This window comes from Streptomyces antimicrobicus (assembly GCF_020532625.1).
Lineage (GTDB): Bacteria > Actinomycetota > Actinomycetes > Streptomycetales > Streptomycetaceae > Streptomyces > Streptomyces antimicrobicus.
This window is the reverse complement of sequence record NZ_JAJAUY010000005.1, coordinates 33,758-46,235: the sequence shown is the minus strand read 5'-3', so window position 1 is coordinate 46,235 and position 12,478 is coordinate 33,758. Positions and strand designations below refer to the sequence as shown.

Here is a 12,478-nt window from a genome sequence, read left to right as displayed (position 1 = left end):
CACAAGGGTAGTTGTTCGCCGAAGGGCTTCCGGCTTCAGTAGTGTGTGGGTGGTTCCGGATTCTCTCTTCTTCCTCTTCCCGTGTCCGCCGGAACCGCCATCGATCTCCCGCGACTCCCACGAGGACGGTTCCGTGCCCCAACCGCTGCAGCACCCCGCCGAATTCAGCAAGGTAATCGGCATAGACGCGGGGGGAACGAAGACGGACGTGGCTCTCGTCGACGCGCGGGGGACCGTTCTGGCGACCGCCCGTGGCGCCGGCATGCGGGAGGACGAGCCGAGGTCCGTGTGGCTCGATCGCCTGGAGGACCTCGTCGCCCGGGTCGGCGGCACCGACGAGCGTACCGTCGTCAGTGCCTGCATGGCGCATCTTGATCTCCCCGAGGAGGAGGACGAGTTCGCCGCCCTGTTGCGGACGAGGCCCTGGGCGGGCGACGTGCTGGTGCGGAACGACACCCTGGCGGTGCTGCGAGCCGGCGTGCCGGGCGAGGGGGTCGCGGTGGTCTGCGGCACCGGCATCAACTGCGCCGGTGTCGGGGCGGACGGACGGCAGGCCCGGTTCCTCGCGTTCGGGGACCGGTCCGGTGACTGGGGCGGCGGCAACGACCTGGGCATGGCCGCCCTGTGGCACGCGATGCGCGCCGAGGACGGAAGGGGCGAGCCGACGGAGCTGGTCCGGGCCCTGCTCGACCATCTCGGCCTCGGCTCGATGCGGGAGGTGGCCCTCCGGCTGCGCGACGACCGGCTCACCTCCCTGGATGTGCGCCACTGCACGCCCGTGCTGCTCGACGTCGCCGCGAAGGGCGATCCGGTGGCGACGGAAATCGTGCGCAGGCAGGCCGAGGAGATCTGCTCCATGACCCGGGTGGCCATGGAGCGACTCGGCGTCACGGAGCGGGGGACGACGGTGGTCCTCGGCGGGAGCGTGCTGGCCGCGCGCAACCCCGTCCTGCTGTCGGCGATCGAGGAGGGCGTCGCGGCGTTCTCGCCCTCCTCGACGGTCCTCGTGACCGACACCGCCCCCCTGGCGGGCGCCGTCCTGCTCGGACTCGACCGGCTGGGTGCCGGTCCCGAGCCGGAGCAGGCGGTACGGCGGGCCGTCGCCCGGGGAGCGGTGCCACGCCGCTGATCGGGCCAGCACGCCGCTGACCTGGCCCTCACGCCCCCGAGCGCGTCACCCGCTTCACCTCCGTGACCACACCCGACCGGTACGGCTCCGGCAGCCGCTGGAGGGACTCCTCCAGCCACACGGTCGCGAATTCCTCCGTGCGGAAGGGCGTCGAAAGGCCGGTCAGGGGGAGGACGGTGACGTTCTCGGGGGCGTCGAAGCCCGTGGTGTACCCGTCGTCCAGCGGCTTGCCGGCCCGGTCGAGCGGGACGCCGAAGCGGGCCGACCGCTCGCCCTTGACCGTGCCCACGGCCACGCCGAGCGTCGCGGCGCCACCGGCGGCGGCCAGCGCTTCCAGGTACTGCGGCCACGCCGAGTTGGCGCGCGTGTCCCCGATGAACCGGCACAACTCCACGTCGCGGCGGGGCCACTTGGCGAGGAAGCGTTCGTAGTTCCGCTCCTCCGTCCGCTGGTTGGCCAGTGCGTCCCGGGTGTGCGGCAGGTGGAGCGCGTACACCTGGGGGGACAGGGTGATGGGCAGACCGCTGGCGCAGACCCGGAAGCCCCACTCCAGGTCGTCCACGCCCCAGCCGCGGAAGGTCTCGTCGAAGTACAGGTCCCGGGCGACGACGGCCGCCCTCGGGACGGCGATGAGACCGGTCCAGGCGAAGGCCCACGGGATGTTGTGGGGGACCTGGAAGCGCGGGTCGGCCGGCCAGCCGGGCGCCGAGGCGAGCTCTTCGAGGGCGGCGAGATGGTCGCCGTACGACCGCAGTTCGACGGTCTCGACCTGGCCGTCCTCGTTGTTCGCGTAGCCGACGACCTGCCCGATCACGCAGATCTGCTGCCCGAAGGCGAAGTGCCGGTCGTACAGCTCGCGCAGCGCCGGCGGCGGGAGCAGGGTGTCGGCGTCCATCTGGACGACGACCTCTCCGGTCGCGCTGCGCATGGCGAGGTTGCGCGCAAGCGGAATATGGAACTCCCGCGACGAGTTCACCGTGACGATGTCCAGACGGCCGTCGAACTCGGCGCACAGTTCCGTCAGATCGGTGGTGTATTCCATTGCACCGATGACGACCTCGAACTCGGAGGAGTCCATCGTCTGGTGTGCCAGAGCCTCGAGCGCGATTCGGAGATTGTCCAGTCGGGCCTTATAGGGTATGCATACGCTGAGTTTCATCAATTCTCTCTCGCCTAGGCGCTGTTGTGTGTGAAGCGGTGAGCAGAATCAGCTGTCCGAAGCCGATGACCGAATCCGGAGTAAATGATGAGTGCCCCGAGCATGGATCTCAGCCGCTATCGAACGGTCGTGGTGTCGCCGCATTTCGACGATGCCGCCCTGTCGCTGGGCGGTGTTCTTCAGGCCGCCCCCGGACCGGTCGCCGTCGTGACGGTGCACGGTGGTCGGCCGCCGGCCGGGGTGGAGGTGTCGGAGTGGGACTACGACTGCGGATTCCCGACGGCCGAGGACGCCTACGACACACGGGTGCAGGAGGACGCCCTCGCCTGTGAGGCGCTCGGCGCCGACCAGATCCTCCTGGCGAACCCGGACGGCCCCTACAGGGAGAAGACCGAGCCGCTCGTCGGCCTGGACGAGCTGGTCCGCCAGGTCGCCGCGACGGCCGACCTCTACCTGCCCGCGGGGATCAACCAGCCGGACCACGCCCGCGTCCGTGACCAGGCGATAGCCGCGCTCGGGACGGACGGCGGCATCCGCCCGTACTTCTACGCCGACCTGCCGTACACCGCTGCCCTGCCCGGTTACGCCGACGAGGCAGGCGCGTACCTCACCTCGCCGCAGGCGTGGCCGTCCGAGGTGACGGAGCTCGGGCAGCGGTACGGGCACGGGCTCGACCTCCCGCGCGGCGTTCCGGTCACCGGGAAGCTGTGGGAGGCCAAGCGTCGTGCCGTGCTGTGTCACGCCTCGCAGCTGTCGCTGGTGGCGTGCATGGACGAGGTGGCCGTTCCGCGGCCCCTGCTCGGGGTCGACGGCCTCCTCGCCCTGGAGGTCGTCTGGCGTCCCTCGGCGGGCTGACCTCCAGGCGGCATCAGGCAGCGGCGTCCGGGTCGAGGGGCGAGGAGAGCGCGAACCCCTTCCGGCCGTCGAGCCCGAGGGGAGCCTCGCCCTGCACCGTCACCCGGATGCCGCTGCGGTGCTGCGTGCCGTAGTCCAGGACGGCGTAGTGCATGGTCGCCTGGTTGTCCCAGATGGCCACGTCGCCGGCCTGCCACTTCCAGCGGACGGTGAACTCCGGCTGGGTGGCGTAGTCCTCCAGGACGCCGATGACGTCGCGGCCCGCACGCGGGCGGTGACCGGCGACGGACCGCGCGAAACCGCCGAGCAGCAGGCTCGGCTCGCCCGTCTCGGGGTGGACCCGCACGGCCGGGTGGTTCGCCTCGATGATGTGGCTGATGTACTCGGCGCGGGCCCTCGGGTTGTGCGCGTACGTGGCCTCGGTGTAGTCCGAGTTGTTGGAGTGCACCACGCGCATGTCGTTCGCCAGCGCCTTGAGCTCCGGCGGCAGCGCCGCGTAGGCGGCGGCCGTGTTGGCCCAGATCGTGTCGCCGCCGACGGGCGGGCAGACGAGGTTGTGCAGGAACGCGAACGCCGGCGGCGCCTCGATGAAGGTGAGGTCGGTGTGCCAGTAGTTGGCCCGGGTGCCGTCACCCCGGGAGTCCATCACGCGCACGTGCGGCTGGTCGGCAGGCGCCTGGTAAATGGGGTGGCCGGGGGTGAGCGGGCCGAATCGACCGGCGAAGGCGCTGAGGCTCTCGTAATCGAGGCTCTGGCCCCGCATGAAGATCACCTTGTGGGCGAGCAGTGCCGAGCGCACGGTCGCCACGGTCTCTTCGGAAAGCGGCGCGGAGGCGTCCACGCCCTCCAGCTCGGCACCGATGAATCCGGCCAGTCGTCGGACCACGATCGGCCCTACACGGGTTTCCGCTTCGGTGAACTCACTGTCCAGCAATGACACGGCTGTCGAACTCCATCGGTCGTCGGTCGGTTGAGAGGTCAGTTGCTCAGGGAATGCGCGTCGAGGCGCAGGAGAAGGGGAAAGGCCTCCGCGATCACCGGCACGGTGATGTCCGGCGTCGGACCTCCGGGGCGCGGGGCGCGGCCCCCCGAGACCCACAGGGTGCGCATGCCGACGGCGGTACCTCCGGCGATGTCGGCGCTCAGCGAGTCGCCGACCATCCACGCCCCCTCCAGCTCGGCCCCGGCGCGCTCGGCGACGAGGCGGAACACGCTGGGGTCGGGCTTGCGGGCGGTCTCCTCGTCGGTGAAGCAGTGCGCGTCGAAGAGGCCCTCGAAGCCGGTGCTCATCTTGATGCGCTGCGCCGGCTCCGAGCCGTTCGTCAGCAGCGCGGTGCGCCAGCCCGCCGCGCGCAGCGCGCGCAGGCCCTCGACGGCCCCCTCGAACGGGCGGCAGAGCGCCGGCAGGCGGTCGGCGAAGGCGCGGGTGAGCTCCTCGGGCGACTCCGGGAAGCCGAAGCGGTCGGCTATGGCCTTCCAGGACTCCTCCGGGGTGCCGGGCTTCTCCTGCTCGGCACGAAGGAACTCCAGTCCCTCCGGCCCGAGTCCGCGCTCCTCGGCGAGGGCGACGAAGGCGGCGTCGATGGAGCCCGCGTAGTCCACCAGTGTGTCGTCGAGATCGAATACCGCGAAGGGTGTCATGAGCGGCCTTCCTCAAACTGCCTTGACGGGCTCGGCGACGGGCTCGCCCTTGATGATCTGCCCGTTGCGGTCGGCGCGGACCCCGCGGATGGTCGGGTCGAGGACGGTGAGCGCGCAGGGCAGGGCCAGCAGGAGCGCACTTCCGACCAGGACGTTGGACTGGCCGAACGCCTCCGACAGGGGACCGGCGAGCGTGTAGCCGAGGGGGAGGGTCGCGAAGGAGATGAGCCAGTCGTAGGAGGAGAGCCGGGAGAGGATCGCCTCCGGGATCAGCTGTTGGACCGCGGAGTTCCAGGCGCCGTTGAGGATCGAGATGGCGAAGGCCGCGACTCCGGCGCCGATCATGATGGCCCAGACCGGCGAGGGCTGGACGAGCAGCAGCAGGCTCGGCGCGTAGAGGACCACGGCCAGGTTGCCGTAGACGATCGGGCGGCGCAGCCACAGCCGCATGACGACCACGCCGCCGATGAGGCTGCCGATCGCGCCCCCGGTGCTGATCAGGCCCCAGCCCGTCGCGCCGCCGTTCCCGCTGACGATGACGGGGCCGAGGACCGAGAAGACACCGATCGAGAAGTTGCAGCCGGAGTGGGCCAGCAGGCTGACCCAGTACCAGCGGCGGCGGGTCATCTCCTGCCAGCCCTCCTTCAGGTCGCGCAGGAAGCGCATCGGCTCGGCCGCGCGTTCGGTGGAGACGCGCAGTCCGAGCAGCAGGAGCGCCGAGACGAAGAAGGTGGCGGCGTCGACCCCGAGCGCGATGCCGGGGCTCCCGGCGGCCACGAGGATGCCGGCGAAGGCCGGGCCGCCGATCTGGGCCGCGGACTGGGTGACGGACAGCAGTCCGTTCGCCGCCTGGACGTGGGACGGGTCGACGACCTGCGGCAGGATACCCGTGAACGCGGGCATGTTGAGCGCCATTCCGGCGCCGAAGAGCACTTGCAGGACGACCAGCAGCCAGAGCGAGTAGTTGTCCGTCAGCAGGACGACGCACATCGCCGCCATGACGACGCCCTGGAGCGCGTCGCTCAGGATGAGCAGGAGACGCCGGGGCATGCGGTCGGCGATGACTCCGGCCGTCAGGAGGAGGATCAGGTTGGTCACGGTGCCCGCGCCGAGGACGATGCCGACGTCGACCGCGTTGCCTCCGGCGGCGAGCACCGCGAAGGGTATGGCGATCGGGGCGAGTGAATCACCGAAGAACGAGATGCTTCGGGCGAGCAACAGGATCCGGAACTGCGGCTGACGGAGAAGCTCTCCCCGACCGAACTGGACTCGTGGCTCAGTTTGATCTTGATCGGTCATGGGGGCATTCAACCATAGGGGTGAGCGAACTGTAACGGTTCAATTCGACCTGGCGAAAGGCCAGTTGAAGCGGAACGAAGAAGACCGTTTGACGCGTTTTCATGAAAGTGCGCGCGCATGCCCGGGGCCGCCGTGGCCCGCGCGATGGGGCGCGGGCCACGGCGGTTCGGAACTCCTCGGAAATGTAGGGAGGTTAGCGCATCAGTTCTGCTTCTGCAGCGCTTCGGCGACGACGGTGACGTGTCCGCCGAGCGTCCGCGCGCGCAGCAGATCACGGACGGGGATCCGGATGCCGAGGGCCTGGTTGAGCTTTCTGACCAACCGGGTGATCAGGAGGGAATCGCCTCCGGCGTCGAAGAAGTCGGTCGAGTCGGTCAGGTTCTCGTGACCGAAGAGTTCACGCCAACTGGTCCGGACGAGGGTGGCGGGATCCGTCATCACCGGCTCGGCCGGCTGCCCGGCCTCGGCCGCACCGGTCGCGGGGGTGCCCGGGGAGGCACCCGCCGTCGTGGTGACGGGGGCGTCGGCGGCCACCTGCGGCACGTGCCGGGGCCCGGCGAACGGATAGGCGGGCAGGTGGACGGCGCGGGCCGGGGGAGTGAGGTCGGCGAGCGCGACGGGGTATCCGCCGGCCCACAGGTCCGCGAGCCCGGTCCGCAGGGCGAGCTCGGACGTCTCCGGCTCGGGCGAGCCGAGCACGGCCGTCCGCAGGTCCGCCGCCTCCAGGAGGGAGGCCAGCGGCCGCCCGGGGCCGATCTCGACGGCGACCGCACCCGGGAAACGTACCGCCAGTGCAGCGAGGGCGTCCCCGAAGCGCACCTCGGACCGGGCCGCGTCGACCCACGTGACCGGGTCCGGGACCTCGCCGACCTCGGACACGCCCGCGCGGAGCCCGGAGGCGAAGACACATGTCGCGGGCAGGGTCCTGAGCCCGGACACGGCGTCCCGCAGCGCCTCCCGCGCCGGGTCGACGAGGCGGCTGTGGAAGCCCCGGGTCGTCCGCAGGACGCGCTGGAGCGTCCCGGCGTCGACGCGCTCGGAGAGCAGCCGGATCTCCTCCTCCGTTCCTGCGACGACACACGCCTCGGGGCCGTTCACGGCCGCGATCTCCAGCCCCGTGCCCGCGATGAGCTCCCGAGCCTGGCTCTCGCAGCAGGCGAGCGCCAGCATCCTGCCCGGCGGGCAGGCCTGCATCGCCTTGCCGCGCTCGACCACGAAGGCGACGGCCGCGCCGACGTCGAGCACCCCGGCCGCCGTGGCTGCGGCCAGTTCGCCGAGGCTGTGCCCGAGGACGGCGGACGGCTTCACGCCGAGCTCGCGCAGCGCGGACACGGCCGCGACCTGCAGGCAGAAGATGGCGGGCTGGGCGAGGTCGGTCCGGTCGAGCTGGTCCGCCGGGAACTCGCTGTCGTCGAGGGCCCGGCCCACGCGGTCGCGCAGGGGGGCGGGCAGGGCCTGGAGCACCCGGTCGAGCGCGGCGGAGAACCCGGGAAGCACCTGCTGGTAGGCCTTCGCCATGCCGGGGTGCTGCGCCCCCTGGCCGGGGAAGGCGAAGATCAGCGGCGGGGTCGTCGTCGGCTGCGGGGCCTGGTCCGGCCGTCGGCGCAGCAGGCTCGCGGCCTCCTGGACGGTGGACGCGACGACGGCCCGCCGGTGGTTCAGCTCGGCGCGGCCCGTCACCAGGGTCCGCGCCACCTCGGCGAGCGCGGGCTTCTCGGCGTCGAGCCAGTCGGCGAGTGCCTCGGTGGAACGGGTCAGGGCGGCGGCACTCGCGGCGGACACGGGCAGGACGAGGGGACCGTCCGCGCCGTCGGACCGGGGTGCCTCGGCGGTCTCGGGCGACCGGCGCGCGGCCTCCACGATGACGTGCGCGTTGGTGCCGCCGATGCCGAACGCGCTGATCCCGGCCCGGCGGGGTTCCGCAGCGGTCCAGGGCGTCGCCTCGCCCGGGACGAAGAGCGGCGACGTCGGGTCGGCGATGAGGGGGTTGAGCTCGCGGAAACCGGCGATGGGAGGCACCGTACCGGTCTTGAGCACTGTCAGGGTGGTGACCAGGGAGGCCAGACCGGCGCATGCGTCCAGGTGCCCGATGTTCGCCTTGACCGCGCCGACCGCGATCTGCCCGGGAACGGCACCTTCCGCCGTCAGCGCCGAGCTGGCCGCGCTCCACTCCAGGGGGTCGCCGACCGAGGTGCCGGTGCCGTGCATCTGCAGGTAGCCGAGGGTGGAGGCGTCGATGTCCGCGGTGTGGATCGCCTCGCGGATCGCGCGCTCCTGGCCTTCGAGCGAGGGCGCGTAGTAACCGGCCTTGCCAGAGCCGTCGTTGTTGATCGCCGTGCCGAGGATCACACCGTGCGGCTCGACCTCGTCCTCGGTGACGTCGCTGAGCAGGCGCAGGACGACACAGGCGGCTCCGGAGCCGCCGACGACGCCGTCGGCCTCGCTGTCGAACGGCCGCAAGCGGCCGGTTCTGGACTGGACGCCGCCGGGCAGGTGGATGTAACCGGCCTGCGGGTAGTTCATGCCCGTGGCGACCACGACGGCCTGCTCGCAGTCGCCGTTGATCAGCGACTGGACGGCGAGGTGGACCGCGACGAGCGACGAGGAACAGGCCGTCTGGACGGCCATGGCCGGTCCGGTGAGACCGAGTTTGTAGGAGATTCGGCTGGCGAGGAAGTCCGGTTCGGTGCCGTGGATCAGATCGTCCATGGCACCCGGATCGGGCTGCTGTCGGGCTAGGATCCACCGCAGGTACGTGCTTCCGGTGCTGGAGGCGAACACTCCTGTCCGGAGTGCGCCGCCGTTCGGCCGCACACCGGCGTCCTCCAGGGCCTGCCACGCCACTTCGAGCGCGAGTCGGTGCTGCGGATCCATCCGCTCCGCCTCGCGCGGGCTTATGCGGAAGAAGTCGTTGTCGAACCTGTCCACTCCCTCCAGTACGCCGTGAACCGGGACGTAATCGGGGTCGTCCACGTGGTGAGCCGGAACGCCGCGCCGCAGTAGATCGTCACGGGGTATCGAGGCCAGGAACGTCTGGCCCTTGACAATCCCGTCCCACCACTGCCGGAAGTCGCTCGGGCCGGGCAAGCGAGCGGCCATGCCGACCACAGCAACATCGAGGGAGGTATCGCGCATCATGAGTGTTACTGTAACTTAAATCGGTCTATCAACAGCCTTGATTTAAGAGGCAGTTACTACCAAATCCGACATTGCTATACCGCGGGGGGCGTATCAATGACGCCGGATGACGGGGCGCAAGTCTCGACCGATACGGCAGAGTTGGCCATGGGTGGCGGACTTCACGAGATGGTGGCGCGGGTGGCGACGAGATCGCCGCACTGTGTCGCATTGCGTGCACATGGCCGCGACGTGACTTATGCCGCGCTTGATGAGGCATCGACTCGGTGGGCAGCGGAACTCGCTTCGCGCGGCATCGGACCCGGAGCGCTCGTTCCGGTGTTGTTGCCGCGCAGCGTGAGACTCGTGACGGCTCTGCTGGCGGTCCTCAAGTCCGGTGCGGCATTTGCCTTGTTGGACCCCCAATGGCCGCAGCCCCGTCTTCTTTCGGTCATCCGCGACCTCGAAGCGACGGTGGTCGTCGACGACGATCCCGCGAACGGCCTGGGGCTGCCCGTGTGGACGCCACCGGAGGAGGACTTGACGGACCTCGGTCGTCAATCGCCCGGTGGAACAAGCAGGTCCACCGACTTCCGTCCGGTCGCGGTAGGCTCCGACGAGGCGTCCTGTGTCTTCTTCACGTCCGGAACGACCGGACGGGCGAAGGGTGTTGTCGTCCCGCACCGCGCCATTTCCCGGCTGTTCGTCGACGACACGTTCGCGCGCTTCGACCACCGGACGGTCATGACCCTGGCGGCGGCGACGCCCTGGGACGCCTTCGCCCTGGAACTCTGGGGCAGCCTTCTGCGGGGCGGAACCAGCGTCATCATCGAAGAGCCGTTCCTCACCCCCGACTTGCTGCGCCGGGTCATCTCCGAAGACGGGGTGAACACGGTCTGGCTGACCAGTAGTGTTTTCAATATGATCGTCGACGAGGACCTCAGTGCCCTCGCCGGACTGTCGCAGGTGATGGTCGGCGGCGAGCGGCTCTCCGTCGACCACGTACGCAGGTTCCTCGAAGCGCATCCGGCAATTGAGCTCACCAATGGGTATGGACCGGTGGAGAGCACCATTTTTGCGAGCGCCCACCGGGTCATGCCCATGGACCATCTCCGCCCCGGAGGGATTCCCCTCGGCCTGTGCGTACCCGCGACACGCATCTACGTACTCGACGGCGACCGGGAATGCGGGGACGACGAAGAGGGCGAAATCTGCATCACGGGTGACGGACTGGCCATCGGCTATCTCGGCGACCCGGAACTCACGGCGGAACGCTTCGCCACGTACGTCCTCGACGGCCGGCCCACCCGCGTCTACCGCACGGGCGACCTCGGTGTCTGGCGCTCGCCGGACGGACTCCTGGAGTTCCGGGGGCGCGCCGACCGGCAGGTGAAGGTGCGCGGCAACCGGGTCGAGCCGGCCGATGTCGAACAGGCCGTCCTCAACATGTCGCCCGCCGTCGTCGACTGCCGCGTCGTGGCACGCCGGACGGCGCTCGACGACGCGTACGAACTCGTGGCCTTCTGCGTGCCCCGGGAAAGAGGCGACCGCCTCACCGGGCTGCTCGGCCTGATCGAGGAGCAGCTGCCCTCGTACCAGTGCCCCTCCCGCCTGCTGGTGATCGACGAGCTCCCCCTCAACGATCGGGGCAAGGTCAGTGAGGCGCGCCTGCTCGAATGGCTCGCGGACGAGCCCGAGCCGGACCCCACCGGTACGCCGGAGCCGGCGGACACCGTCGCGACGGCGGTGGAGCCGTCGGGCGACGCGCTCAGGGACGTCGTCGCCGAAGCGTTCACCCAGGTGCTGGGCCGCACCGACGTCCCCGACGACCTGTCCTTCTTCGGCCTGGGCGGATCCTCGCTCGACGCCGGCCGGCTCTGCGCCAGGCTGGGACAGCGCACCGGCCGGATGATCCCGCTCTCCCAGTTCTACCGCGACCCGAGCGTGTCCGGCCTCACGGCCTGGCTCCGCGAGGCGCGGGAAGCCGCGCGGGACGAGGAGAAGCACGAACCGCAGCCGGTCACCGACCTCGAACTGAGCCAGGTGCAGAGCGCCTTCCTCCTGCGCGACGTCGTCCAGCCCGACGGACTCACCAACCACTGCCTCGTCGCCTGGACCCTCACCGGGCAGGTCGACCTCGAAGCCCTGGACCGCGCGGTCGTCGCCGTACACGAACGCCACGAGCCGCTGCGGGCCGAGTACACGCTCGAACCGCGACCGCACATGGCGGACACCGACATCGACGCGCCGCCCCTGCACGTCCTGCGCCCCGCGAACTCCTTCGAAGCCGCCGTCGAGGCCCTCACGGAGGAACTCGCCCTGCCCTTCGACCCCGAGGAAGGCGTCGTCTGGCGCACCGCCATCGTGCCGGTACTCTCCGGCGACGTCAGCGTCTTCGGCTGCAGCTTCCACCACGTGGCCTTCGACGGCTGGTCCGAAGCCGTCCTCGCGGACGACCTCAGCCGGGCCTACAACGGCGAGGTGGAAGCCCCGCCGCCGCCCGGACTCACCCAGCTCGCCCAGCTGCGCCGCACGAAGGCGGACCGGACCGACGTCGAGAGGCAACTGCGGGCACAGGCCGACACCCTGCGCGGCGTCCCCGAGATCACCTGGTCCGAAGTCCCGCCCGCCACCACCGGGTCCGGCATCGAGGCCATCAGCGAACGGCTGACTCCCGAGGAGTACGCCACCGTGTCCCGGGTGGCCCGCGAGCGGGCCACCACGCCCTTCACCGTGCTCCTGACGGCATGGGGATGGACGCTCGCCGAGACCCTCACGGTCACCGACACCGCGGTCGGCGTCCCCGTCGCGGACCGCGCCTCGGTGGCCGACGAACGGGCCCTGGGCTGCCAACTCACGGTCGTTCCCATCCGGTTGAACGGCCCCTCCCTCTGCGACGGACACGACGTCTCGTTCGCCGAGGCCGTCGACTTCACCGCACGGCGGATCGAGTCCGCGCTCGCCTGCCAGGAAGCGCCCTCGGACCGGCTGGCCGAACTCGTCGGACCGGTCTCCCGGGGGCGTACACCGATCTTCCAGATGATGTTCGCACTCCAGGACAACCGGGCGGCCGACCTGCGGCTCAACGGACTCACGGTCTCCCGCCTGCGCCTGCCGTACCTCGACGTGCCCATGGAACTGCACTGCGAGATCTGGCCGACCGAGGACGGAGGCCTGCTCGTCGAAGTCACCTACCATGTCACGGCGGTGCCGGCCCCGGTCGCCCGCGCCCTGCTGAGCGGCTTCCTCGACCACATTCGCAAGACGGAAGGCTGAGA

At 70.5% G+C, this 12,478-nt stretch carries 8 protein-coding genes; 3 read left to right on the top strand and 5 right to left on the bottom strand.

Annotated features, from left to right (window positions below; genetic code table 11):
• The first annotated feature begins 43 nt into the window (after window positions 1-43).
• A complete protein-coding gene (locus LG632_RS02385) occupies window positions 44-1,129 on the top strand; it encodes an N-acetylglucosamine kinase (protein ID WP_374203380.1) in 1,086 nt (361 codons plus the stop codon).
• A gap of 28 nt (window positions 1,130-1,157) precedes the next feature.
• Here LG632_RS02385 and LG632_RS02380 read toward each other — a convergent pair whose 3' ends face one another.
• On the bottom strand, window positions 1,158-2,288 hold the full coding sequence (locus LG632_RS02380) for a glycosyltransferase family 2 protein (RefSeq protein ID WP_226724630.1): 1,131 nt from the start codon (window positions 2,286-2,288) through the stop codon (window positions 1,158-1,160).
• Between the two features lie 102 nt (window positions 2,289-2,390).
• Here LG632_RS02380 and LG632_RS02375 point away from each other — a divergent pair, with 102 nt between their 5' ends.
• Window positions 2,391-3,143, top strand: a complete 753-nt coding sequence (locus LG632_RS02375; protein WP_226724629.1) for a PIG-L deacetylase family protein — start codon at window positions 2,391-2,393, stop codon at window positions 3,141-3,143.
• Between the two features lie 13 nt (window positions 3,144-3,156).
• Here the strand turns inward: LG632_RS02375 and LG632_RS02370 are convergent, their stop codons facing one another.
• The 4 genes from LG632_RS02370 to LG632_RS02355 all read right to left on the bottom strand — a co-directional run bounded on the left by LG632_RS02370 (window position 3,157) and on the right by LG632_RS02355 (window position 9,218).
• On the bottom strand, window positions 3,157-4,029 hold the full coding sequence (locus tag LG632_RS02370) for a TauD/TfdA dioxygenase family protein (RefSeq protein WP_226724628.1): 873 nt from the start codon (window positions 4,027-4,029) through the stop codon (window positions 3,157-3,159).
• A gap of 92 nt (window positions 4,030-4,121) precedes the next feature.
• Window positions 4,122-4,784, bottom strand: coding sequence for an HAD family hydrolase (locus LG632_RS02365; protein ID WP_226724627.1), 663 nt, complete (start codon window positions 4,782-4,784; stop codon window positions 4,122-4,124).
• Window positions 4,785-4,796: 12 nt separating this feature from the next.
• Entirely contained in the window at window positions 4,797-6,083 is a 1,287-nt protein-coding gene (locus LG632_RS02360; RefSeq protein ID WP_226724626.1) for an MFS transporter, read from the bottom strand.
• A gap of 201 nt (window positions 6,084-6,284) precedes the next feature.
• Window positions 6,285-9,218 carry a type I polyketide synthase gene (locus LG632_RS02355; protein ID WP_226724708.1) on the bottom strand — a complete coding sequence of 978 codons (2,934 nt, stop codon included), beginning with the start codon at window positions 9,216-9,218 and terminating at the stop codon, window positions 6,285-6,287.
• Between the two features lie 99 nt (window positions 9,219-9,317).
• Between LG632_RS02355 and LG632_RS02350 the strand changes: the two genes are divergently transcribed.
• Window positions 9,318-12,476: a non-ribosomal peptide synthetase gene (locus LG632_RS02350; protein ID WP_308107802.1), complete on the top strand. Its 3,159-nt coding sequence runs from the start codon at window positions 9,318-9,320 to the stop codon at window positions 12,474-12,476.
• Window positions 12,477-12,478 lie beyond the last annotated feature (2 nt).